Genomic DNA, 24,182 nt, shown 5'->3' on the forward strand with positions numbered 1-24,182 from the left:
TTCAACCCGATCAAGAAATTACTGAAGAAGCCAAAATAGCGATGGCAAATTGGGATGTGTGAGATAAAGAATTGAGGGCACAGCATTGCTCATTGGTGTCAACTTAAGGTAAAACTCCTGTAAAACCTCGTTTCCAGCCAGAGTCGGGAAATGCAACTCAAAAGCGGCTCTGCCGCAAGTCAGAGAGGCAGCAGAGCCGCTATGATGGCATTCCCAGTCGGAGACTGGGAACGAGACAAACGAGACAATGTAAAAGCTTGTTTGAGACTGGCTTTCTCGTTAAGTTGACACCAATGAGCATTGCTGTGCCCCTACAACATATTTGGTTCAATTGACATCCTCCCCACCCTACTAAGAGTTGAGGGTGGGGATTCCAAAGATCACTCTTTGGGTTTTCTCTTTCCACGACCCGACTTACTTGGAGGAGTTTCCCCACCCACGCAGAGGTCGATGTCTCCAGAGACGTTAGTTCCGACGTGACCCGCCGTACTCAATGCTTTTTCTAATATATTTCTTGCTGCGTTCCAGTCCCTATCTTGGGTATGCCCACAGTGAGGACAAACATGAGTTCTAGTGCTAAGAGTCTTTTTAACAACCTCACCACAGTTAGAGCAATTTTGACTGGTGTAGTGGGGTGGAACTGCAACAGTTACCACGCCAAAAACTTTACCAAAATACTCAACCCACTCACGAAACAGCGACCACGACGCGTCACTAATCGATTTAGCCAAGGGGTGATTCTTGACCATATTTCGCACCTGCAAATCTTCATACGCCACGAGGTCGTTAGACTTCACTACGCACCTTGCTGTCTTAACAGCAAAGTCTTTACGCTGGCGACTTACTTTGAGATGCTTTAAGCCAAGTTTATTTCTAAACTTAATTCTGTTATTGGAACCCTTCTTAGTCTTAGACAATCGGCGTTGCAACCGTTTCAAAGACTTCTCGCTTTTACGAAGATGTCGGGGATTGGCGATGGTTTCCCCGAAAGAATCGGTGTAGAAGTGAGTCAAACCTACATCAATACCAATAGTTTTACCCGTTGGTTCTCGCCTTTCTACTCGTTCATGGTCAATGCAAAATTGGGCATAGTACCCATCCGCACGACGCACAACCCGCACTCTCTTAAACTGTTTGAGTTGATAGAAATGCAGGTCACGAGTTCCCCAAAGCTTGAAAGTTCCTGCTTTAAAGCCATCCGAGAAAGTGATATACCTGCGGTCATCAGAAAGTCGCCACCCACAGGTTTTGTACTCTACAGAACCGTGAGTCTGTTCTTTCTTGAACTTTGGGAATCCCTTCAATCCTTGTTTGCTTTTTTTGCAGTTCTCAAAAAACCGAGCGATTGCAGACCACGCCCTTTCGGCGTGTGCTTGTCTTGCCATTGAGTTCAGATTGGCAACCCAAGGAAACTCAATACTGGCTGCAAGCACAGCGCAGAATTTGTTGAGGTCATAGCGTCCAATACCCTTGTTGTCCATCCAGTATCTCAGGCAACTATTACGCACAAAACGAGCAGTACGAATAGCTTCATCAAGCGCTCGATACTGCTCGTCTAGTCCCTCAAGTTTTGCCTCAAATACGATCATTTATGTCCATTTTTGCTACATAAATAGTAGATCATGATTGTCAAAAACTCAACTACCTTCTTCCCTGATTTCCCTTACGCTCAATTTTGGTCAGAAGGTGTTTCGTTTTTGACCGCTTTACATCCCCTGCCTACGAAACGTTGAGGCAGGGGTATTACAGCGATTTGATAAATGAAAACTGTTGTAAAACATTAACAATTATTTACCACTATAAAAGAAGGCAATTTCTTTTTCTTTTAGGGGTGCGAAACCAGCATCTACAAGTAATTGGTCGAGTTCAGCTTGGGGAATGTGTTTTGCACCAATTCGCACAATGCGCGATCGCATAGTATTAGATACGCCACTGCGCTGTCTATTGCCTTCTAGCGCCATAACTTTACCATAAAGTTCTAGCTTGGCAGTTGGAATGGGAGAACCATCAAAATCAATTCCCTGTGCGATCGCTTCATCAATAGCATCAGCACCTGTGGTAGTTTGATTTCCTGGGTTAGTTTCGGTAGGCATGGTAATTTACTTTTGTTCGCTATGGGTAGATTTTACCAGTCTTGCTGACACCAAACCTGCCTACTCGCTTTTTTGGAATTCTGGCGTTGCATAATAGTTAACGATCAAAAACCTTGCCGCCACTCTACTGAGTTTCCTTTTACTCTGATTCAAATTTATGCCAGAAGTCTATTGACTTCTAGTAAATCTATTGAGAAACTAATAGTTAGATTTACTAATTAATAGAAGTGCATCAAACTTGTGACAATACTGACGGGAAAAATAAATCGATCGCAATCTCAAGAAGAACCAAAGCCGCTAATCCTTGAAACTCAGGGACTCACACGCCGTTTTGGGAAGTTAACCGCAGTTAATAACCTGAGCATATCTGTAGAACAGGGCGAAGTATTTGGACTGCTTGGCCCCAATGGCGCAGGGAAAAGTACAGTTCTTAAGATGTTGACAACTTTGCTACCTATCAGTGCAGGGAAAGCAACCTTAGCTGGCTATGACGTGGCTCGTGAATCTAATCCTGTGAGACGGGCTATCGGCTATGTACCCCAGGCGCTGTCTGCTGATGGTAGCCTCACGGGGTACGAAAATCTCTTAATCTTCGCCAAGCTGTATGGAATACCTGCCAAAGGACGCGATCGCCGCATTTATGAAATTCTAGAATACATGGGTTTGCAAGATGCGGCGAAACGCTTGGTACGAAACTACTCTGGTGGGATGATCCGCAAGCTGGAAATTGGCATATCAGTTCTACATCAACCCCAAATCTTGTTTCTTGATGAGCCGACTGTCGGACTAGATCCCATCGCTCGAACTCAAGTATGGCAGCTTGTACTACAACTCTGTGCTGATTACGGCACAACTATATTTTTAACAACCCACTTTTTAGAAGAAGCGGATAGTTTATGTAACCGAGTAGCGATTATGCAGCAAGGTGAAGTCGTTACCACAGGTACACCAAACGACTTAAAAGCTTCTTTAGATAACCCAAATGCAACTTTGGATGATGTCTTTATTCACTATACAGGCGACCAGTTAACATCAGGAGTCAATTACCGTGACACAGCAACAACCAGACGTACTGCTCAACGGTTGGGTTAAAGCACCACCCACAGTCCGAGTAAATTTGATCTCTGCAATTAAAGAGCTATTTACAAAAACCCTGGCGATCGCAGAATTAGAAATCCGTAAACTCCGCCACGATCCCACTGATTTAGTTGTTCGGGCTGTGCAACCAGCTTTATGGCTGCTAATTTTTGGGCAAGTTTTCGCTCGAACTCGCGCTATTCCTACAGGGAACTTACCCTATTTAGACTTTATTTCTGCTGGCATATTGGCTCAGAGTATTTTGTTTGTGGCAATTTTCAGTGGGGGAATGACGCTAATCTGGGAGCGGGATTTAGGGATTGTCCATAAATTTTTAGCTAGTCCAACGCCTCGCGTGGCGATGGTGTTAGGCAAAGGTCTAGCATGTGGGGTACGGTGCTTATCTCAGGTAATATTCATTTACGGATTGTCATTTTTATTAGGTGTCAAACTAAATCTTCATCCCCTAGCTATTCTCCAAGTACTGCTGCTAGTCATAATAGGGGCGGGAACATTTTGTATTTTTTCATTAATTATTGGCTGTTTGGTGAAAAGCCGAGAAAGGATGACGGGTATTGGACAATTGTTAACCATGCCGTTATTTTTTGCTAGCAACGCCATATATCCGATCTCGTTGATGCCCAGTTGGTTAAAGTTCATTTCCCATTTAAATCCGTTGACTTATCTGGTTGACGGGTTACGCAGCACCATGCTGTTAAACGGCACTAGCGTCTATGGCTTTGGTCTGGATTGTACAATTCTCTTATTCACATTAATCATTTTGGCCATCCTTGGTGGAAAACTTTATCCACGGGTGGCCATGTAACTAGGAGAACAACAAGCCCATGACCTTGGATAAACCTAATCAAGGTGCAACTTCCGAAGAATGTGCCGCTAGAGTAATGGAGACAGTTCCATTAGTGATGCGGTTTATCCGAGCGGATATGCGTGCCCATAGTGCCGCTTTTTTATCTATACCTCAATTGCGATCGCTAGCATTTATCAACCGGAATCCTGGGGCTTCATTATCTGACTTAGCAGAGCATTTAGGTGTCACCTCTGCTACGGCATCAGCAACCATAGAACGCTTAGTACAACGCGACTTCGTGCAGCGGATTGCTCATCCTCAAGAACGGCGGCGGGTGCTGCTCAATTTAACTGAAGATGGAAAACACCATCTTAAGCAATCCCAAGATCAAACTCGCGCTCATATTACCGACTTGCTCAAAGGTCTTTCAGAAGACCAAATTTCCAACATTGAAGAAGGCTTAACTCTACTAAAAAATGTCTTCGAGAAAACAGAACTCAAAGCCCCATAACTTTGAGGTTGCACAACACGATCCCTTTGCAGCCTTTAAGGGAACTCCAAAAAATAAATTATTCCACATTAAAGTCGTTGACTGTTGACTGTTGACTGTTGACTGTTGACTGTTGACTGTTGACTGTTGACTGTTGACTGAAAAATCGTGAACCGTCACAATAATTCGTAATTGTTAATTCGTAATTCGTAATTATTACCCCATGTATAAATGCACTTGCTCTGTAGTAAAGATGCTACGCATTTTTTTCTTTTTCATAATTAAAATTAGGTGGCTCTGTACCCAGAATGAATTAATTAATAATTAATTTAGTAATTTTTAATTACGAATTACGAATTACGAATTACGAATTATTCGGTCAACGGTCAACAGTATTGGGGCGGAGTCCGTAACCCACCAAAGTGTAGATTTATGTTTAATTTTGAATTTTTTGACGGTGGTTAGCAGCTTGTAATAACAAAGATTCGGCAAAAGCGATCGCATCACTTGCAGATTTACCACCAGCTAACTGTGCTAGTTCTTCCCGGCGAGTATTTAAGTTCTCCAAGGTAGTAACTCTGACAACGGTACGCTGTTCGGCGTTGTCATTGTTAGCTTTTTTACCTTTGCCTTGATTGATAGTTTGCTTATCGACGCGGAAATGGCGATCGGCCATTGCTGCAACTAAAGGCTGGTGGGTAACACACAATACCTGATTGCGTTGACTTAGTTGGTGTAATTTTTCAGCGATCGCTTGGGCGACTCTTCCCGAAACCCCGACATCAATTTCGTCAAAAACCATTGTCCCAGCCACATCAACCTGAGAAAAACAAGCTTTCAGCGCCAGTAAAAAGCGGCTCATTTCCCCGCCAGAGGCAACTTCTGTTAAAGGTTGCAGGGGTTCTCCAGGGTTGGAACTAAACATAAAGGTAATTTTATCTGCTCCCATAGCTGTTGGGGGAGCAGGCATTATCTCAACCAGAAACTTTACCTTTTCCATCGCTAGGGGCTTGAGTTGAGCGATCAAACGTGATTCTAAATTAGCAGCCGCCTTACTCCGCAATTGAGTTAACTGATTACTTGTTTGGGTAAGTTTCTCAAAACACGTCTTTTCTTGCTGTTCTAGACTTTCGATAGATTGTTCGCTATCGTTTAGTTGGGCTAATTCCCCTTGGATACGTTCGTAATAAGCGATCGCTTCTGTAAGTGTCGGCCCATACTTGCGGCAAATTTGCTTTAATTCCTGAATTCTTTCTTCCACCTCTTCCAATCGCTGCGGATCTGCTTCTAAACCATCCCCATAAGCATTAATCTGCCTTCCCACTTCCATTACCGCAGCTTGCGCGTCCCGCACCAATTCTAATAAGGGTTGCAATTGCGTATCATATTCCACCATGTCATTTAATATCGCCTCACTGTCTCCCAATAAATCACCTGCGGCGGGAGTTTCATTATCGTTTTGATACAAAGCCTGATAAACTTTGTAACTCATTTGTTGCAAATCGACGACATGATTTAGGCGTTCCCGTTCTTGTCCCAACTGTTCTAATTCATTCGGTTCGCATAGATTAGCCGCTCCCAATTCTTGCACTTGATAAGCAAGCAAGTCGAGTTGTTGCAACCGTTCCCGTTCCGATGTGCGGCGTTTTTCTAGTGCTAAATGCGCCTGTTGGTAGGCATTGAAACTCGTGGCGACTTTATGACGCTGCTGCATCAAAGAGTCACCGCCATATAAATCCAACCAATCGCGGACTTGGGCAGATTGTCCCACTTGTACAGTTTGCCCTTGGGCAGTGATTTCCACCAAGCGATCGCGCATTCCTCCCATAATCTGCCGATTTACCAAGACGCCATTCACCCGCGATCGACTGCGGATATTACTAGCAGTGGCTGTGATTTCTCGGCTAATAACTACGGAATTTTCATCAAGCAAATCTATTTCTTGTTCGGTTAACCAAGCGGCTAGGGGGGCATTTGAGGTGAAAGTAGCTTCTACCATCGCCCGACTTGTTCCCGTGCGAATGACTCGACTAGAGACTTTACCGCCCAAAGCGGCATCAATGGCATCCAAGATAATAGATTTTCCAGCGCCGGTTTCACCTGTTAACACATTTAGTCCCGCGCCAAATTCCAATTCCAGTTGGTCAATTAGGGCAAAGTTTTCTATTCGCAGGCAAAGCAACATCAAGCCAAATTCTCCATGAGGGCAGATGCCGGATACTTCCAACTTACAGGATAATAAGTCTTATCTTTGAGCAACTAGCAATACCTAATACTATTGAACTAGTATGCCCGTTTAAGTGTAGCAGACTAGTGGGGAGTAGGGAGTGGGGGATGAGGGAGACTCAAATCAGTGAACAGTTATCACAGACGATTTTCTTAACTGATAACTGCCCAATGCCCAATGCCCTATGCCCAATCCCTCAACATATTGTTACAATACTTAATGTGATCGTTCTGACTGGTGGCCTTCTTCATGATTGTTAAGACACTTCCCCCTAGTTCCCGACCGATTCAGGAGGACAGTAGCAACGGCACAAATAGCCGAGGCGAACTGGACGTTATTGATATAGTGCCAGAAGATGGTACAGCAAGCTTAGTTGTGCGCTCGCCAAGGCTGTTAGCAGCGCAAAAGGTGAGGACAACAGATCAACCTGAGACGCTTTACGATCCTGTAGGCATCGCGGCGCATTACCAAAAGAGAAAAGTGCAAGTTCTACGGCGGATTTTCGCCGTGTTGGGGCCAACTTTATCCTTTGTTTTTGGATTGTGGTCGGATAGTAAACGGGGAGTTGTTGTCAAAAACGATCGCCGCCGAGCTAGTCAATTACGAGTATTGCTGACTAAACTGGGGCCTGCTTACATCAAAATTGGCCAAGCTTTATCCACTAGACCCGATCTAGTTCCTCCCGTATATCTAGAAGAATTAACTAAACTACAAGACCAATTACCGCCTTTTCCCAACGAAATTGCTTACCAGTTTATTAAAGAAGAATTAGGCGCTCCTCCAGAAGAGGTTTACGCCGAACTCTCGGCCCAGCCAATTGCTGCGGCTTCATTGGGGCAAGTGTATAAAGGTAAGCTAAAAACTGGTGAAGAAGTCGCTGTTAAAGTTCAACGCCCCGACTTAAGAGAGGGAATCACCATTGACTTGTATATTTTGCGTAACCTCGCCGCTTGGGTGCAGAAAAAGGTCAAACGGGTAAGAAGTGATTTAGTTGGGATTCTTGATGAATTAGGCGATCGCATTTTTGAAGAGATGGATTACATCCATGAAGGCGAAAATGCCGAGCGATTTTTCGAGTTATACGGTCACATGAAAGACGTATATGTACCGAAAATTTACTGGGAATACACCAATCGCCGCGTCTTGACGATGGAGTGGATTAACGGCACTAAATTAACCCAGACAGAAGAAATTAGCGCCCAAGGTATAGATGCTCGTTATCTAATTGAAGTCGGTGTGCAGTGTTCTCTGCGCCAGTTGCTAGAGCATGGATTTTTCCATGCCGATCCCCACCCTGGTAATTTGTTAGCAACAACTGATGGTAAGTTAGCTTATCTCGACTTTGGGATGATGAGCGAGATTAAGCCACCACAACGTTATGGTTTAATTGAAGCGATCGTTCACGTCGTCAACCGCGACTTTGAAGGATTAGCAAAAGACTACGTTAAGTTAGATTTTTTATCACCAGAAACCGATTTAACACCAATTATCCCAGCTTTTGCGAGAGTCTTTGCTGATGCCGAAGGAGCCAGTGTTGCCGATCTTAATATTAAAAGCATCACCGATGAACTATCGGCTTTGATGTATGAGTATCCTTTCCGTGTACCGCCCTACTACGCCTTAATTATTCGTTCTCTTGTGACACTCGAAGGTATTGCAATATATATAGATCCCAACTTTAAAGTCCTCAGTGAAGCTTATCCCTACGTTTCTAAACGCCTGTTAACAGATCCAGCACCGCAATTAAGAGCATCATTGCAAGATTTGCTATTTAAAGATGGCAGATTTCGCTGGAACCGCTTAGAAAACTTGTTAAAAAATGCGCGTAATAGTCAAGACTACGACTTTAATTTAGTGCTGAATCAGGGCATAGAATTTCTGGCATCTGAACGCGGTGCTTTTATTCGTGACAAACTAGTAGATGAATCTGTTAACGGACTCGATGCTTTAGGTAAAAATGTTTTGCATAACTTCACCTATTTGCTGCGGGAACGCGTTGGGTTGACAGCAGTTAATCAAACTCCGGCGGCGACAGTTGAGCAACAACAAACCTTGGAGCATATCAAACGTATATTAGGTATTCTTCAAGAAACACGAGGCTTTGACCCAATGCAACTTGTGCCCCAAATTGCCCAGTTATTGGTAAATTCTGATGTACAGCGTTTGGGTCAACAAATTGCCAACCGCTTTACGCAAAAGGCTGTAGCCAGGTTAATTCGGCAATTATTGGCATCGTAATCGTAGTAAGAGTTAGGAGTTTTTTAACTGCTGTCCGTGGGTTTAAGTCCCCCGGTTCAATAAATAAGTAAGTTTTGTGTTGGGGTAAAATCCCCATTACAAAACTTAATTACGAATTACGAATTACGAATTATTTTAACTATGCACTCAGCACTACTGAAGCTAGCTACGGGAAACTTCTCTGACCACATTGAGGAAGTTAGCCAAGATTTTCGATTGATTATCTCGTCGCCAAGCGATCGCTATTTTAAATACAGGTAATTGTCCTTGGATTTTTCGATAAACAACTCCTGTGCGTTGAAGATTCATCACATTCGCAGGTAGTAATGCTACCCCAATTTCACCTGCAACCAAACCCAGAATTGTTGTCATCCAGGCGGCTTCCTGTACCACCTTGGGGTGAAATCCTGCTGACAAACAAGCCATACGAATTAGTGTATGTAATCCTGCTACTCTCTCATAACAAGGAAGTACGAATGGTTCAGCCGTAAAGTCTTGAAGTTGAACTTGTGGGTAATGAGTTAGGGGATGTTCCTTGGGAAGTACCATCACCAAAGGCTCTTGGTTCACAACTTCGTAGGTCAGAAAATGGCGATCGTCTACGTCTTGGAGATTATAAAAATTTTCAAAATCCACATCTAGTGTGCGATCTTGAAGTTTTTGGCGACTATCTTCAAACAAAAGCTCTTGTAATACTAAATCTACATTCGGGTATTTCTGGCGAAAAACGCGTAGGATATTTGGCAGCAAGCTGTTAGAAATTGAAGTACCAATGCCGACAACTAACCGTCCAATCTCGCCCTGACTTGCTTGTTTTGCAGATATATGAATTCGCTCGACTTGTTCGAGAAGGCGTTGTGCTTCTTGGAGAAAAACCTTACCGTATGGTGTGAGTTCCAAGCGAGGCTTACGCACAAACAGTTCTACTCCTAATTCTTCTTCTAGTTGTTTAATTTGCTTACTGAGATGCGACTGAGGAATATGCAGTTTTTCCGCAGCACGACTTACATTGATATCTTTTTGTCCAGCGTCATTCTTGAGTGTAGCTAAAAAAACAAAACGGGCTAAACGTTCCAGATTCATCATAGAACAGATTTACTATATGTATTTACATATAGTACGATGTCTAATTTGATCATTGAGTTATGGTCTGTCATCTCCTAAGATTCGTTATATCAATCATTAGGAACTAGAGACTTGATTACAAATTCAATACCTCCAATTCAACGAGTTTTGCTTGTTGGAGGAACTCATGGGAATGAGTTCACTGGTGCTTATATAATCAAAAAACTTGATCAGCATCCTAATCTGGTGCGTCGCGCAAACTTTGAAACTGTAACTTTGTTGGCAAATCCGAAAGCATTTGCAGCAGTGCGGCGATACATTGATCAAGACCTCAACCGTTCTTTTCGACAAATCGATCTGCAAGATTTGACGCGCTCTAGTTACGAAGATATTCGAGCTAGAGAAATCAATAATTTATTTGGTGCAAATGGTAAAACTCCAGTTGATGTGATTGTAGATATCCATAGTACTACTGCAAATATGGGTTTAACTGTAATTACCAATGAGCATCCTTTCAACTTGCAATTAGTTACTTATCTTCAGAGCGTAAATCCCTTAGTAAAAGTTTATATTATCCCAAAATCGAAAGAATCTTCAAGTTTGCCATCCATTTGTGAATTAGGCTGCACGATTGAGGTGGGAGCAGTGCCTCAAGGGGTTTTGCAAGCCGATCTCTTTCAGCAAACTGAAGCGTTGATTGACACTGCTTTGAATTATTTCGAGCAATATAATCGGGGAGAAATTCTATTATTTGATAACAAGCTAACCTTTTATCGGCATAGTGGAACAATTGATTATCCCAGAAATGAGTCTGGTGAGATTCAAGCAATGATTCATCCCCAACTTCAGTTTAAAGATTATCAACCACTTACTCCCGGTGAACCGATATTTTTAACATTTGAAGGGGAAGCGATCGCCTATGAAGGAACCTCAACAATCTATCCGGTTTTTATTAACGAAGCGGCTTACTACGAGAAGGGAATTGCCATGTGCATAACTCAGCAGCACCAAGTAATAGTTTAAAACAGTGATTCTCAGGAGCAATTATGTCTGATAAAGGATCTGGTTGTCTTGGTTGTTTAGGCGCTTTGGTCGTCTTGACCTTCATTGGCTCAATGTTCTTTGGCGGAGGAGTTTTAATGAGGGTTGGTAGCTTTGGTTTTGTGCTAGGTAAAAATCCAATTGATCAAAAACAAATTATTAATAACTACTTAACTGATTTGGAGTCCAGTAAGAAACTCGCTGAGGAAGCTGTGCAAAAATTTCATACCCAACTAGGACAAGGCAAATGTCAAGATATTTATGACCAAGCAAATGAGATGTTGAAGAAGAGTTTAAGTCAGTCAGAAATGCTCAGTGTTTGTGCAAGACTAAAACAGCAAATTGGAACTGTAAACTCGGCTCAAATAACTGATTGGTGGGGACAACCTACTGACAAGGACTCTGATAAATACATTCTTCTTCGCTACATGACAGTATTCTCTAAATCATCTGTTCGTGAAACTTTTTTGTGGTTGGTGAAAGACAGTAAACCAGAACTTGTACAATTTGAAATCAACGCTCAACTAAGTAATCCCGAATTTGAAATCAACCCTCAACTAAGTAATCCCGTTTCGTTTTAACTCATAACTCATTCATTCTAGCAACTATATAACCCAACTCTTCCAGCTTTTCTAAGACCTTATTCGCACTTTGGGCAACACTTTCTTGGTTAGTTTTGCATTCGACTTCTGGATGGAGTGGTATTTCATAAGGATCATCAATACCAGTGAAGTGCTTAATCTCCCCGGATCTTGCTTTTTTATATAAACCTTTTACGTCTCGCTGTTCACAAACTTCTAATGATGCATTGACGTAAACTTCAATGAAAGATGGAATACTTTGGCGCACTTGTTCCCGAATTTCACGGTATGGGGAAATGGCCGAAACCAATACAATTACATTATTTCTGGTAAGAAGATGAGCTACAAAACCAATGCGCCGAATATTCTCTTCTCGATCCTCTTTACTGAAACCCAATCCTTTGCAGATGTTTTGACGTACCGCATCGCCATCTAGAACTTCAACTCTGTATCCCTGTATCCGCAGTTCCTTCTCCACGAATTTGCAGATAGTAGTTTTACCTGCACCACTTAGACCAGTAAACCATACTGTCACGCCATACTCTTGTTGTCTCATTTTACCTCCGCCGTACATTTAAAATGGCAGACCAAAAAAACAATACGGTTCAAAGCGCTACTTGTACAAAATCGTGGGTTTTGAGACGCGATAAATCGCCGTCTCTACAAGTGTTTTGGTCTTATCTGAACTGTATTGACCCAAAAAATGCTTTTTTGGCTAATTTTAAGTCAATAAATACATACTTGAGGATGTTGTGGTTTTGTTACACAATTTTGGATTTTAGATTGATTTAAAATCTAAAATTCGGTGGGCAATACAATTGCAAATTAACACTTAACTGATAACTGATAACTGATAACTGATAACTGTTAACTGTTCACTGATTTAACTTTCCTCTTGGGGATAACCATTTTTCTCGCGTTTGAGGCTTTCTTCTAAGGCTTGAATTTGTTCGCGTCGAGCTTCCAACTCTAAGGAACGCCTTGCTAAGTCTTGGTTTTGCAATGTCAGGGATTGTCGCCAATGTTCTGCTCGTTCGGCTTCGTGCTGCAAAAATTCTGGGGTAATGCCGATGGTGAGGTAGCTTTGTACTAGATGGAGTACCCAGTTGGTGGCATCTTCTAGTCTTTCAATGTCGCCTGTAGGGGAAAGTTCCACCAAAACAAGCAAGTTCTCACTCATGATCTTTCCCTTGCCTAGCAAAATGAAAGCCTCTTCGGGAATTATCGCCCACAAGTTATCAGCTTCTTGACGCGCCAACAAGCGTAACTGGTGCTGCTCTAAAAAATCGTTTTTACGCACCTGGGCTAGATATAGCATGAGGGTCGCTTTGCTCCAATTCAAAATTCAAAATTCAAAACAATTTAATAAAAATAAGTGTCAAAATTGATATTTTATTAATTGGCAATGGGTAATTGGGAATTATTGACACTCCCATTACCCATTACAGTTATCCTAAGCCACGCAGGCGATCGCGCAAAATTTCAGCTTGCTTCTGTGCTTCTGCTAAGGCATCCCGCGCTCCCTTTACCACATCAGCCCTAGCTCTATCTACGAAACTAGGATTGTTTAATCTGGTACTCAGGGATTGAACTTCGGCTTCAGCTTTACTCAAGCTTTTTTCTAGCTTGGTACGCACAGCTTCAATGTCTACCACACCGCTTAGAGGAATTAGCACCTGTATTGTACCAATTACACCTGCGATCGCATTTTCTGATTCTTGTGATTGTTCTAATTCTTTCTGCGGGAAAAATCGGCTCCATAACCTAAGTCTTGCTTGAGCAGTTAGTAAATTTTGGCTAATAAACCACGCTGTGTAACCAAAACCAACTAGTTCAAAGAAAGTTCCGACGATGGGAATATCATCAATGGCATAACCAACAGCTAAACCCAATCTACCAAAGACAATGGCCACGATAATTAAGCCAATTGTCTTCAAACCCCTTTCAGGTTTTTTAACTGCAACAGTTGGCTTTTCTTGCTTGTCAGTAATGGTTAAAGTCTCAACCTTCGCCAAATCTTTAATGTAATCTTGTCCAGCAGTGAGAATTTCCCGCTCTTTCTCACTTTCAGTTTGCAAATTCGCTGTCACTTTTACCCCTGGTTTAATATCCGCCTCAGCCCGCAAATTCCGAATTGTGCGGATGGTAGCAATCAGCAATTCAAACTGTTCTTCTAAAGCCGAATCAATTAGGTTTGCATCTACCTGGGGATAGATTTGTAATGATAAAGTTTGCGGTGAATCTGCTGGTTGTTGGGTGAGAGTTTGCCAAATTTCTTCGGTAATATGAGGCATCAACGGATGAAGCAGTTTTAAAATTCCTTCCAATATGTAGCCAAGGGTTTGCTGTGCTACGCGCCGCGATATTGGATCGGCATCTGCTTGCAATCTAGATTTCACCAGTTCAATATATTGATCGCAGAAATCACCCCAGATGAATTCGTAGAGTCCTTTTGCTGCTTCCCCTAAACCGTAATTATCTATGTAATTAGTGGTTTGTTTAATAACTTGATGATACCGCGAGATAATCCAGCGATCGCTCAATTCGATAGCGACTGGGTTCCCCAATTGTTGCGGCGTTTGTCCATCCAAATTCATCATCACAAACCGGGCAGCATTCCACAACTTATTTGCAAAGTTGCGAGATGCCTCAACTGATGCTGATTCATCCTTTTTGCGATCGTATTCTAACCGGATATTTTGTCCAGCCCCCGCAACTTCTCTAATGAGGGTATAGCGCAGGGCATCCGTACCATATTTGTCAATTAATAACAACGGGTCAATACCATTACCTTTGCTCTTTCCCATCTTTTGGCCTTTTTCATCCAGCACCAAGCCGTGGATGTAAACTGTTTGGAAAGGCATTTGCTGCGTAAAATGCCCAGCCATCATGGTCATTCTGGCTACCCAGAAAAAGATGATGTCAAAGCCTGTCACCAAAGTAGTAGTTGGATAGTAAGTTGCTAAATCCTGAGTTTGTTCTGGCCAGCCCAAAGTCGAAAACGGCCAGAGTCCAGAAGAAAACCAAGTATCTAGCACATCTGGGTCTTGTTCTAACTTGACATTTTCACCAAATTGTGATTTAGCTTTCTCCCAAGCTTCAGTTTCCGATTTCGCCACCACAAACGGCGTGTTATCGGTAATTTGCCCATCGGTTTCACTGATAGCGTACCAAGCCGGAATTCGGTGTCCCCACCATAATTGGCGAGAGATGCACCAATCATTGAGTTTTACTAGCCAATCACGATAGACCTTTGTCCAGCTTTGGGGGACAAACCTTGGAGAAGTTTGCTGGTCGAGGAATTCGAGAGTGTTATCAGCTAGGGGGCGAATTTTGACGAACCACTGAGTTGAGAGGAGAGGTTCAATAGGTACTTTACCGCGATCGCTGTAGGGAACGGTATGTTTATAATCTTCTATCTTCACCAAAAAGCCATCTGCTTCTAGGCGAGAAACCACATTTTTTCTAGCAACAAAGCGGTCTTGTCCTTGAAATTCCCCAGCATTGGCGTTGAGAGTGCCGTCTTTATTCATAATGTTGATTAACGGCAGATTGTGACGCTTACCCATGTCAAAATCGTTCGGGTCATGGGCGGGAGTTACCTTCACGCAACCCGTGCCGAAAGTGGGGTCAACAAATTCATCGCCAATGATGGGAATTTCTCGTTGTAGAATGGGCAGAGTTAGAGTTTTGCCAATGAGATGTTTATAGCGATCGTCATTGGGATTAACTGCTACTGCTGTATCGCCCAGCATCGTTTCTGGTCGAGTTGTCGCCACCGAGACAAAACCGGAACCATCGGTGAGGGGATAGCGGAAGTGCCAGAGATTTCCATTCACCTCTTGGTTTTCCACTTCTACGTCAGACACAGCCGATTGAGAAGCTGGACACCAGTTAACTAAATATTCACCACGATAAATTAAGCCTTCCTCGTAGAGGCGAGTAAACGCCTCGACAACAGCTTTAGATAAACCCTCATCCAGGGTAAACCTTTCCCGTGACCAGTCCACCGAGACACCTAAGCGTCGTAGCTGATTCAGAATCGTTCCTTCAGACTCCCCTTTCCATTGCCAAGCGCGTTCTAGGAATTTTTCGCGCCCCAATTCATAGCGAGTCTTACCCTCTGTTTTGAGTTGCTTTTCCAGCATAGTATGGACAGCGATGCTGGCGTGGTCAGTTCCGGGTAGCCATAGGGTATTGCGTCCCTGCATCCGGTGGTAGCGCACGAGAGTATCAATTAAGGCACTTTCAAAGGCGTGACCCATGTGTAAGCTGCCGGTGACATTGGGGGGGGGAATGACGATGCAGTAGGGTTCGCCGCCTTTGTTGGGGTCAGCTTTGTAAACTTGGTTGTCTTCCCAGAATTTTTGCCACTTGGCTTCGGTGGAAAAGGGGTCGTAGAGACTGGGGAGATTGGGAATGGTTGCGGTCATGCGGGAAAACTAAGGAAGGACTTTAATAAATTTTGCCATAGGGTTGGAGAGGGATTGATGGAAACGAACCGCCAAGACGCCAAGAACGCCAAGAGAAGGGAGCCAAGTGAGGAGGTGGATAGATTAAGTCTACGCTGTGATTGGGGCGGCGATTGAGGTGCATAGGGTGTTGGGGCCAGGGTTTTTAGAGGAGGTGTATAAGGAGGCGCTAATTATAGAATTTTTCAGGTGCGGGATACCCCATCTGGTTGAGAAGTCGGTAACAGTGAATTACAAAGGACATGAAGTAGGCAAGGGGAGATTAGATTTTCTAGTTGCCAATTGTTTAATTGTGGAATTAAAAGCTGTTCAAAATTTAGCCCCAATCCACGAAGCTCAAGTCCTCTCATACCTTAAAATGACTAATTACCCCTTAGCCCTTCTCATCAACTTTAACGTCCCCCTTCTCAAAGACGGCATCAAACGCATCATCCTCTCTTAATCTTCCCTTGGCGCACTTGGCGTCTTGGCGGTTCGTTCCCCAAATCCCATGAAACACCAAACAACCTCCCCCTGGACATTCATCCCCACCCTATATTTCACCTCCGGCATCCCTTACATTATCATCAACACAGTTTCCGTAATCTTTTACAAAAAACTCGGAATCGATAACGCCCAAATTGCCCTTTGGACAAGCTTCCTCTATCTACCTTGGGTCATCAAAATGTTTTGGGGCCCAATTGTTGATATTTACTCTACCAAACGCAAATGGATACTTTACACCCAATTTGCCATGTTCTGCTGCTTGGCTTTGATAGCCATCTCCTTACAACTGCCAAATTTCTTTTTCATCTCCCTCGCAGCATTAACAATAGGAGCATTTATTTCTGCAACTTATGACATTGCCACAGATGGCTTCTATCTGCTGGCTTTATCTCCAGAACAACAAGCCTTATTTGTCGGCATTCGCTCACTATTTTATCGAATGGCTGTCATTTTTGGTTCTGGAATATTAGTAGTCTTAGCAGGTCAGCTTGAAGTATCTCTCAACAACATTCCTTTAAGCTGGACTATAACTATTGGCTTCTCAGCTTTAATTTTAGCAATTTTGTTTATTTACCATCGCCTAATTTTACCCTTACCCGAATCAGATAATCAACGACAAATACAAGCTAGAGAAAATATACCCTTTTGGTCAATCATTAGCTCATATTTTACTCAGAATAAAATTATAAATATTTTAGCATTTATCTTACTCTACAGATTTGGCGAAGCAATGCTTGTGAAAATGGCCTCTTTATTTTTATTGGACAAACCAGAAGTAGGGGGTTTAGGGCTATCAACATCAGATGTGGGGTTAGTCTACGGAACGTTTGGGGTAATCTCCCTAATTTGTGGAGGAATTTTAGGAGGTTTGTTAATTTCCAAATATGGATTAAAAAAGTGTCTGTTTCCTATGGCTTTAGCTTTGAATCTACCCGATATATTTTATGTGTATATGGCTTACACTAAACCTTCACTCACATTAGTCTATCCCTTGGTTTCCTTGGAGCAATTTGGTTATGGTTTTGGATTTACAGCTTTTAGTGTTTATTTAATGCATATTTGCCAAGGCGAATATAAAACTTCTCATTTTGCCATATCCACTGGCATTATGGCTTTAGGAATGATGCTACCAGGTTTAATTAGCGGTTATCTGCAAAAAGCTTTTGGCTATCCATTATTTTTTTTCTTGGTTTGTTTGTTGACTATTCCTGGGATGATTGCTCTGTTTTTTATACCTTTAAAAGAAGAACCGAAGCATCAAAATAATTAAGATTATTGCAATCCATGAGTTATGTTTTGGGAATAGATGGTGGTGGTAGCAAGACTGTTTGTGTCTTGATGAATGATTTGCGTCAAGTGCTAGGTCGTGGTGAAGCAGGCCCATCTAATTATCATAGTATAGGTATCGAAGCCACTCTACAATCTATTCAATCTGCAATTAAAAATGCGGTTGAGGCAGCAATAATTACAAATTATGTGAATATTGATGCGATATGTTTGGGTTTAGCTGGTGTAGGTCGTGCAGCAGATATTGAAGTAGTAAAAGGTTTAGTTAAAGAGTTACAAAATAACAAATTTTTGACTATTAATTGGGCATTAAAGCCAGAGAATATTATAATTTGTAACGATGCTTTAATTGCTTTAGTTAGTGGAATTGGTCAACCTGTAGGAATTGTGGTTGCAGCAGGTACTGGTTCGATAATTTTTGGACGAAATCACCAGGGAGATACTAAGCGAGTCGGCGGCTGGGGGTATATTTTAGGAGATGAAGGTAGCGCCTATAAAATTGCGATCGCAGGCATGAATGCAGCATTAAAATCTTATGATGGACGGGAAATATCAACGAGTTTAGTAGCGGCTTTCAAACAGTATCTTGATTTGGAAAGTATAGAAGATTTAATAGAAGTAGTATATCGCCGAGAATGGGGAGTTAAACAGATAGCAGCTTTAGCACCAATTGTAGATTTTGCAGCAGCGTCAGGTGATATAGTAGCGAATATCATAATTGATAATGCTGTAAAAGAGTTAGTAAAAGCTACATCTACAGTAATTGATGCAATTTTTAGTGCTGACTCAGTTTTGGAAGTAATCACAACAGGAAGTGTCTGGCGCGGTAGATGCAATATCCATGAAAAATTTGCAGCATCTCTTATTAAAAAGTTTCCTAATGTAAACGTGATTTTTCCGAGGTATGAACCTGCTTATGGTGCTGGGTTATTAGCGTTGCAGACAACTCAAAATTGACACGAATAAAGCAATAATAGGAGTTTTCAGTCTGCAAATATGCGCCCAAAAAAAGTTACTATTTCTGACCAAGCTGCGGTGGTAGCACTAGAATCGTAACGATAACCGTCGTCGCGCATGAATGTATGTTCTGCTTCATACAAGAAAACTTGGTGAGGTATGTTAGCATTCTCAATTGCTTTGATTATGGTTTGGCGATCGCTCTCTGGTATATGAGGATCAAGAGTACCGAATACCATTAACATCTCACCTTTGATTTCACTTACCCTCTGGATTGTATCGGCTACCTCTTTACCCAGTTTACCACTGGGAATCCCAGTAGGGTAACAGCAAACGCAAGCCCGAATTTCGCTTTGAAATGCGGCGCGGAAAGCTAAATGTCCACCAATACAAAAGCCGAGAGTGCCTATTTGATTTGGAGAAACCGCACTCTCTGTTTTCAGAAATTCAATCACAGCAAGACAATCGGCATCATAATCAGCTACGGAGGTTCGACGCGCATCGTCATTTCCCCGCATCCTTCCCAAATCGTCTGGCTCAATTACTAAACCAACTGGCTCAATTCGGTGAAAAATTTCTGGGGCTGCTACTACATAGCCGTATCCTGCTAAGTAGTTAGCTAGACGAATCATTGCATCACCTAACTGATAAATATCACTGTAGAAGACAATACCAGGGTATTTTCCTGCTGCTTTGGGAGCTGCAACATAAACACGCATTAAGCTGCCATCTACTCTTAATTCAACATTGCGCTTAGTGATTTGCACTTTTTTGTCTCCGTGTTACGCTTGCTGTCATTAGCTTCTACACTATAGCGCCGCAGCATCCGGTTACTTTCAACCCACAATTTGGCGTTCTTTTATCACTACTGCGATCGTTTAATATGCCCAGTGAAAGTGTTGCATAGATTCGCAGTGGAAGAGGAAATCTGAGCGTGCTGCTCGTCTACGCATTATTTACTAACCTCAGAGGCGCAAATTACACAGATATTGAACTAGAAAATTACTAGATTTCAGCACTACCTACTCAGTGCTAAAGTCAGCTACACTGAAAATATAAGTGATATAAATAACCCTAAAATTATTACATTAGACAGTCATACAGTATGAATATGCGTGGAAAACCAGAAGGATTTTTTTCCGAATATACTTTTGATTTGATAGAACAATGGTATATGAAATTCGGCGATCTTTTTAATCTTATTTGTGAATCTAATGATCATGAGGACTTTCTCAAGCATGTAGAAAAACCATTTATTCAGTTATGTAAAGAAATTTCTAAAACATTGCCATCATATCTTGCATTTCAACCAAATAATTCATTGGTTCAAAATGCCTCTATTGTAGAAAAAGTTATGATTGATGCAGATCATGTTGAAGATTATGAATTGTGCTTACAGGCTGATTTTAGCGAAATTAAGTTACTATACATCCAAATAACACAATGGGGTATTAAAGGTGGTGTTCGTGAGGAGATATATCAAAATCTTCTACGTGAAGTTGCTCAAAAAAAATCTAAAGCTATGATGGAGCTTATTTCATATAAAGCATCTATTTTTTATCCTGATAAATATGTACTTATTGAAAAATCAGACATCTTATATTATTTAGGATTTAAGCGTTTAGTGTATGAAATTGCAGAATGGTTTAAACAGTATCTTCCTTTACTTATACTTGCAAGTGCTGATGATCCAATACCAGTTATTCGCCAATACCTAAGTGAGCCAAAAGAACGAGATTTTAACTCTTTGATTGAAAAAACTGGTTTGGATGATAAAAAACTTAAACGCTGGTTACACACAGTAAATCGTAAAGGACAAGCAATTATATGCGGTTCACCTGGAACAGGAAAAACATTCTTGGCTGAGAAAATTGCTGAATACTTAATCGGTGATTATGGATTTTCAGAACTTGTACAATTTCATCCAGCATACTCTTATGAAGATTTTATCCAAGGTATCCGTCCCCAAAGTCAAGAAGGAAAATTAACATATCCACTGGTTCCAGGACGTTTTTTAGAATTTTGCAAAAAAGCAGAGTCTTATCAAGATACTTGTGTTTTGATTATTGATGAAATAAACCGCGCTAATCTTGCACAAGTTTTTGGCGAATTAATGTACTTACTTGAGTATCGAGATAGAGAAATTCCATTAGCTAGCGGTAACAGGTTTCGCATCCCGGAAAATGTCCGCATTATTGGTACAATGAATACAGCAGATAGGTCTATCGCCAATATAGATTATGCACTACGCCGTCGCTTCGCATTTCTTGAACTTCGCCCAAACTATGAAATACTGCGACGGCATTATCATCTAAAAAAGGATTTTGTAGAGAAATTAATTAATATTTTAAAGCAATTAAATCAGGCGATCGCAGATAAAAATTACGAAATTGGTATTTCATTCTTTTTAACAGACAACTTAGATGATGATTTAGAAGATATATGGAGTATGGAAATTGAGCCATATTTAGAAGAGTATTTTTTTAATCAGCAAGAAGAAGTAGAGAAGTTTCGCTGGAAAAACATCAAGGATAATCTATGCATACAAAACCAGCAAAACCAATAATTATTCAACTTACAGAATACGAAAATAAATTATTTCAGCTTGATGAAATAGCCTATTCAGCCAGGATCGAATTATATGAGAAATACAAAACACAAGTGGATATAGAATTTATTAGCTATAAAAGGGAAGAACATTGGAAACTTAAAGCTAAAGAATGGGTAGGTTACATTCCTGTCACTCCTGAATTGCATCTAAAAATAAATCCGAAAGTGCCGATCCAAAATCTCTTCGGAATGCTGGAATATGCCTACAATTTGAAAGGTTTTCGCTTTCTCGAAGGGCTGATGGATTGTGAATCTCTAGAGAATTTTTATAATAATCTGGCTCATATCTTAGCCGATAAAGTTTTAGAGCGATGCCGCAAAGGATTATATCGTACTTACTTGCCTAAAACACAGCAGCTTTCTTATGTGCGGGGAAGGCTAGATGTGCAACAGCTAATTCAAAAGCCGTGGAATGTTAAACTTAAATGCGATTACGAAGAACATACGCCTGATGTTAAAGAAAATCAAATCCTGGCATGGACACTTTATATCATTGGTCGTAGCAGTTTATGTTCAGAAAGGGTATCACCAACAATACGAAAAGCTTATCACGCTCTACAAGGATTAGTAACGCTGCAACCTTGTAGCGCACATGATTGTATCGCTAGACAGTATAATCGCCTCAATCCAGACTATCAACTATTACATAGTTTATGTCGATTCTTTTTAGAAAATAGTAGCCCCAGTCATGAAAGGGGAAATTACAAAACCCTACCCTTTCTCGTCGATATGGCACATTTATATGAACTTTTTGTTGCAGAATGGCTTAATAAAAATACGCCGCAAACCTATTTTTTAAAACAGCAATATCCAATAGAAATTAGTCAGAATCGACACTTTATTATAGATATATTACTCTGTGATGCTGCTACTGGCAAAACAATAGCAGTTCTAGATACAAAGTATAAAGCCTCTGAATCTACAGTAAATACAGATATTCATCAAATGATCAGCTACGCCAACACAACAAAATGCAACCAAGCCTTTTTGATATACCCCAAAGACTTGACACAGCCACTAGATATTAAAAGCGATCAAATTCGAGTCCGCAGCCTCACTTTTTCCCTAGATGATAATCTCGATCGCGCAGGTCAAACCTTCTTAAAAAACCTTTTTCTCCTAATCCCTCAGAACTCACACTAGTAATTAATAAAGGGGATAGATGACATTCGCTTGCTGCGAAGCACCCATCCCCGAATAGCTGCCCAGATCATGAACCTGGAATCTATAGTCCGGTATCTAATGACCCCAGTATCGGCCGAGATATGTCGATTGTCACTGGGATAGATACTGATTTACGAAATACCTACGAAAAGATTGTTACACAATTACTCTAGTTCACCCTTAATTCCGCCTCCCATCGCCAACAGCGCCGTTCCATAAGCTGCTTCTGTGTACACTGACGCGACTACAGGAACCTGCAAATGACGCGCCCTAATCGCAGTCCAAGTTTCATTCGCCGCGCCACCGCCAGCAGTATAAACACGGCTCAATTTATCTGCGCCCATTTGCTGTAATAATTCATACCCTCGCGCTTCTATGCGGGCAATGCTTTCTAACAACCCATGTAAAAATTCCACTGGATTATCTGGGCGTGGTGACAATCGTGGGGGTAGATTGGGATCGTTAATCGGAAAGCGATCGCCTGCCTTCAATAACGGATAATAATCTAACTCGCTGGCAATTGAAGCATCAATCTCCCGACTAAGGCTTTCTAACTCAGCATTCGTGAAAAATTGCTTTAGTACTGCACCCCCAGTATTAGAAGCACCCCCAGTCAGCCACAAATCCCCCAACCGATGGCTGTAAATTCCATATCTGGCATCTTCTTGCCGGGTACGACTTAACAACTTTACTACCAATGTTGAACCAAGGGAAGTCACGGCTTCACCAGGTAATTTTGCCCCACTAGCGAGAAAAGCGGCAATACTATCAGTTGTACCTGCACACACCAGACAATCACGGCGGAAACCGAATTTATCGGCAATTTCAGGACGCAATTCGGCAATGGGAGTCCCAGGAGATAAAACTTTGGGTAGCTGAATCGGTATTTGCAAATTTTCTAGCCATTCTGGATATTTCAACTCTTCCACGTCATAACCCAGCTTTAAAGCATTATGGTAATCGCTAATCCCCAACTGTCCATGTAGGAGAAACGCCAGCCAATCTGCTTGATGCAGGAAATATCTAGCTTCACTAAAAGAGGGTTGTTGCCTCATCCACAAAAGTTTAGCGAGGCTGGAGGTGGCACTCAACACGGTATGATTAGGGGGTGCGATACTCCTCAAATGCTCTAGCACCAATGATCCCCGCCCATCGTTGTACAGCAATGGTGCATCTGTTGGATTGCCAGCAGCATCGACCAGTAAGACAGTGGAAGAAGTACCATTAATTGCGATCGCTTTAATTTGTCGCCGCAATTGGTGAGGTATTTGTTCCACCAGCACAAACAAAGCCTCCTGCCAAAAATTTGGCGTAACGGCGTTTGGTGAGTCCTGGAAGGGATATCGCACCTGTGCCTGAATACAACAAGCTTCCTCGTCAATCACCATACCGCGTGCGCCAGAGGTGCCAAAGTCGATACCCAAATACAAATCCATAGTTTTATGAATTTTTTTAATAAGGAGTACTGATTAATAACTGCTTTTGTTGCATCTTGTAACAAGATATTCCCCAATCTTGGCAAAACAAGGAAAAGTAGTAAACGAACTGTTCAAAATCTATTCAGTTTAGGAGGTTTTCAGCCATGC

At 41.8% G+C, this 24,182-nt stretch carries 20 protein-coding genes and 1 pseudogene; 11 read left to right on the top strand and 10 right to left on the bottom strand.

Annotated elements, in window-relative coordinates; all coding sequences use genetic code 11:
* Window positions 1-380 precede the first annotated feature (380 nt).
* Window positions 381-1,589, bottom strand: a complete 1,209-nt coding sequence (locus D1367_RS14890; protein WP_118167131.1) for an RNA-guided endonuclease InsQ/TnpB family protein — start codon at window positions 1,587-1,589, stop codon at window positions 381-383.
* Between the two features lie 198 nt (window positions 1,590-1,787).
* Window positions 1,788-2,093, bottom strand: a complete 306-nt coding sequence (locus tag D1367_RS14895; protein WP_118167132.1) for a small RNA NsiR4-regulated ssr1528 family protein — start codon at window positions 2,091-2,093, stop codon at window positions 1,788-1,790.
* Between the two features lie 240 nt (window positions 2,094-2,333).
* On the opposite strand from D1367_RS14895, the gene D1367_RS14900 reads away from it, so the two are divergent.
* The 3 genes from D1367_RS14900 to D1367_RS14910 are packed head-to-tail and all read left to right on the top strand — an operon-like array spanning window position 2,334 to window position 4,489.
* A complete protein-coding gene (locus D1367_RS14900) occupies window positions 2,334-3,185 on the top strand; it encodes an ABC transporter ATP-binding protein (protein WP_118167133.1) in 852 nt (283 codons plus the stop codon).
* Window positions 3,142-3,996 (top strand): ABC transporter permease, encoded by an 855-nt coding sequence (locus D1367_RS14905; RefSeq protein ID WP_118167134.1) that lies wholly within the window; start codon window positions 3,142-3,144, stop codon window positions 3,994-3,996. Before D1367_RS14900 ends, D1367_RS14905 begins: the two co-directional genes overlap by 44 nt.
* 19 nt (window positions 3,997-4,015) lie before the next feature.
* Window positions 4,016-4,489, top strand: a complete 474-nt coding sequence (locus D1367_RS14910; protein WP_118167135.1) for a MarR family winged helix-turn-helix transcriptional regulator — start codon at window positions 4,016-4,018, stop codon at window positions 4,487-4,489.
* Here the strand turns inward: D1367_RS14910 and D1367_RS31800 are convergent.
* Together D1367_RS31800 and recN are read right to left on the bottom strand one after the other, a co-directional pair.
* Entirely contained in the window at window positions 4,448-4,648 is a 201-nt protein-coding gene (locus D1367_RS31800) for a hypothetical protein (RefSeq protein ID WP_220450957.1), read from the bottom strand. The two genes, D1367_RS14910 and D1367_RS31800, sit on opposite strands and share 42 nt — an antisense overlap.
* 256 nt (window positions 4,649-4,904) lie before the next feature.
* Window positions 4,905-6,653 carry a DNA repair protein RecN gene (gene recN / locus D1367_RS14915; RefSeq protein WP_118167136.1) on the bottom strand — a complete coding sequence of 583 codons (1,749 nt, stop codon included), beginning with the start codon at window positions 6,651-6,653 and terminating at the stop codon, window positions 4,905-4,907.
* A 291-nt stretch (window positions 6,654-6,944) separates the two neighbouring features.
* Here recN and D1367_RS14920 point away from each other — a divergent pair, with 291 nt between their 5' ends.
* Window positions 6,945-8,933 carry an ABC1 kinase family protein gene (locus tag D1367_RS14920; protein WP_118167137.1) on the top strand — a complete coding sequence of 663 codons (1,989 nt, stop codon included), beginning with the start codon at window positions 6,945-6,947 and terminating at the stop codon, window positions 8,931-8,933.
* 162 nt (window positions 8,934-9,095) lie between these two features.
* Here D1367_RS14920 and D1367_RS14925 read toward each other — a convergent pair whose 3' ends face one another.
* Complete coding sequence (locus D1367_RS14925; RefSeq protein ID WP_118167138.1) at window positions 9,096-10,019, bottom strand: LysR family transcriptional regulator; 924 nt, start codon at window positions 10,017-10,019, stop codon at window positions 9,096-9,098.
* 126 nt (window positions 10,020-10,145) lie between these two features.
* On the opposite strand from D1367_RS14925, the gene D1367_RS14930 reads away from it, so the two are divergent.
* On the top strand, window positions 10,146-11,021 hold the full coding sequence (locus D1367_RS14930; RefSeq protein WP_118171464.1) for an aspartoacylase: 876 nt from the start codon (window positions 10,146-10,148) through the stop codon (window positions 11,019-11,021).
* A 23-nt stretch (window positions 11,022-11,044) separates the two neighbouring features.
* Entirely contained in the window at window positions 11,045-11,620 is a 576-nt protein-coding gene (locus D1367_RS14935; protein ID WP_118167139.1) for a DUF4019 domain-containing protein, read from the top strand.
* 1 nt (window position 11,621) lies between these two features.
* On the opposite strand, the gene cysC is transcribed toward D1367_RS14935, so the two are convergent.
* The 3 genes from cysC to D1367_RS14950 all read right to left on the bottom strand — a co-directional run bounded on the left by cysC (window position 11,622) and on the right by D1367_RS14950 (window position 16,053).
* The gene (gene cysC, locus D1367_RS14940) at window positions 11,622-12,176 is read right to left on the bottom strand and encodes an adenylyl-sulfate kinase (RefSeq protein WP_323808700.1); all 555 of its coding nucleotides are present in this window, start codon (window positions 12,174-12,176) and stop codon (window positions 11,622-11,624) included.
* Between the two features lie 327 nt (window positions 12,177-12,503).
* Window positions 12,504-12,938 carry a hypothetical protein gene (locus D1367_RS14945; protein WP_118167141.1) on the bottom strand — a complete coding sequence of 145 codons (435 nt, stop codon included), beginning with the start codon at window positions 12,936-12,938 and terminating at the stop codon, window positions 12,504-12,506.
* Between the two features lie 130 nt (window positions 12,939-13,068).
* Window positions 13,069-16,053: a valine--tRNA ligase gene (locus D1367_RS14950; RefSeq protein WP_118167142.1), complete on the bottom strand. Its 2,985-nt coding sequence runs from the start codon at window positions 16,051-16,053 to the stop codon at window positions 13,069-13,071.
* A 57-nt stretch (window positions 16,054-16,110) separates the two neighbouring features.
* On the opposite strand from D1367_RS14950, the pseudogene D1367_RS14955 reads away from it, so the two are divergent.
* The 3 genes and pseudogenes from D1367_RS14955 (at window position 16,111) to D1367_RS14965 (ending at window position 18,822) form a co-directional block, all read left to right on the top strand.
* Window positions 16,111-16,534, top strand: a pseudogene (locus D1367_RS14955) (GxxExxY protein).
* A gap of 48 nt (window positions 16,535-16,582) precedes the next feature.
* Window positions 16,583-17,848, top strand: coding sequence for an AmpG family muropeptide MFS transporter (locus D1367_RS14960; RefSeq protein WP_118167144.1), 1,266 nt, complete (start codon window positions 16,583-16,585; stop codon window positions 17,846-17,848).
* Between the two features lie 14 nt (window positions 17,849-17,862).
* Window positions 17,863-18,822: an N-acetylglucosamine kinase gene (locus D1367_RS14965; RefSeq protein WP_118167145.1), complete on the top strand. Its 960-nt coding sequence runs from the start codon at window positions 17,863-17,865 to the stop codon at window positions 18,820-18,822.
* A gap of 26 nt (window positions 18,823-18,848) precedes the next feature.
* Here the strand turns inward: D1367_RS14965 and D1367_RS14970 are convergent, their stop codons facing one another.
* Complete coding sequence (locus D1367_RS14970) at window positions 18,849-19,589, bottom strand: dienelactone hydrolase family protein (RefSeq protein ID WP_118167146.1); 741 nt, start codon at window positions 19,587-19,589, stop codon at window positions 18,849-18,851.
* Window positions 19,590-19,933: 344 nt separating this feature from the next.
* Here D1367_RS14970 and D1367_RS14975 point away from each other — a divergent pair, with 344 nt between their 5' ends.
* Together D1367_RS14975 and D1367_RS14980 are read left to right on the top strand one after the other, a co-directional pair.
* Window positions 19,934-21,388, top strand: a complete 1,455-nt coding sequence (locus D1367_RS14975; protein WP_228674864.1) for an McrB family protein — start codon at window positions 19,934-19,936, stop codon at window positions 21,386-21,388.
* Window positions 21,361-22,575: an McrC family protein gene (locus D1367_RS14980; RefSeq protein WP_118167148.1), complete on the top strand. Its 1,215-nt coding sequence runs from the start codon at window positions 21,361-21,363 to the stop codon at window positions 22,573-22,575. Before D1367_RS14975 ends, D1367_RS14980 begins: the two co-directional genes overlap by 28 nt.
* Window positions 22,576-22,760: 185 nt before the next feature.
* Here D1367_RS14980 and D1367_RS14985 read toward each other — a convergent pair whose 3' ends face one another.
* The gene (locus D1367_RS14985) at window positions 22,761-24,032 is read right to left on the bottom strand and encodes an FGGY-family carbohydrate kinase (RefSeq protein WP_118167149.1); all 1,272 of its coding nucleotides are present in this window, start codon (window positions 24,030-24,032) and stop codon (window positions 22,761-22,763) included.
* Window positions 24,033-24,182 lie beyond the last annotated feature (150 nt).

It is taken from the genome of Nostoc sphaeroides (assembly GCF_003443655.1).
In the GTDB taxonomy this organism is placed as follows: Bacteria; Cyanobacteriota; Cyanobacteriia; order Cyanobacteriales; family Nostocaceae; genus Nostoc; species Nostoc sphaeroides.

What these genes read in the sequence shown, in the direction of transcription:
- D1367_RS14950 (WP_118167142.1), bottom strand. Translation starts at nt 16,053, where the DNA reads ATGACCGCAACCATTCCCAATCTCCCCAGTCTCTACGACCCCTTTTCC.
- D1367_RS14945 (WP_118167141.1), bottom strand. Translation starts at nt 12,938, where the DNA reads ATGCTATATCTAGCCCAGGTGCGTAAAAACGATTTTTTAGAGCAGCAC.
- D1367_RS14910 (WP_118167135.1), top strand. Translation starts at nt 4,016, where the DNA reads ATGACCTTGGATAAACCTAATCAAGGTGCAACTTCCGAAGAATGTGCC.
- D1367_RS14965 (WP_118167145.1), top strand. Translation starts at nt 17,863, where the DNA reads ATGAGTTATGTTTTGGGAATAGATGGTGGTGGTAGCAAGACTGTTTGT.
- D1367_RS14980 (WP_118167148.1), top strand. Translation starts at nt 21,361, where the DNA reads ATGCATACAAAACCAGCAAAACCAATAATTATTCAACTTACAGAATAC.
- D1367_RS14920 (WP_118167137.1), top strand. Translation starts at nt 6,945, where the DNA reads ATGATTGTTAAGACACTTCCCCCTAGTTCCCGACCGATTCAGGAGGAC.
- D1367_RS14890 (WP_118167131.1), bottom strand. Translation starts at nt 1,589, where the DNA reads ATGATCGTATTTGAGGCAAAACTTGAGGGACTAGACGAGCAGTATCGA.
- cysC (WP_323808700.1), bottom strand. Translation starts at nt 12,176, where the DNA reads ATGAGACAACAAGAGTATGGCGTGACAGTATGGTTTACTGGTCTAAGT.
- recN (WP_118167136.1), bottom strand. Translation starts at nt 6,653, where the DNA reads ATGTTGCTTTGCCTGCGAATAGAAAACTTTGCCCTAATTGACCAACTG.
- D1367_RS14960 (WP_118167144.1), top strand. Translation starts at nt 16,583, where the DNA reads ATGAAACACCAAACAACCTCCCCCTGGACATTCATCCCCACCCTATAT.
- D1367_RS14895 (WP_118167132.1), bottom strand. Translation starts at nt 2,093, where the DNA reads ATGCCTACCGAAACTAACCCAGGAAATCAAACTACCACAGGTGCTGAT.
- D1367_RS14975 (WP_228674864.1), top strand. Translation starts at nt 19,934, where the DNA reads ATGCGTGGAAAACCAGAAGGATTTTTTTCCGAATATACTTTTGATTTG.
- D1367_RS14935 (WP_118167139.1), top strand. Translation starts at nt 11,045, where the DNA reads ATGTCTGATAAAGGATCTGGTTGTCTTGGTTGTTTAGGCGCTTTGGTC.
- D1367_RS14925 (WP_118167138.1), bottom strand. Translation starts at nt 10,019, where the DNA reads ATGATGAATCTGGAACGTTTAGCCCGTTTTGTTTTTTTAGCTACACTC.
- D1367_RS14985 (WP_118167149.1), bottom strand. Translation starts at nt 24,032, where the DNA reads ATGGATTTGTATTTGGGTATCGACTTTGGCACCTCTGGCGCACGCGGT.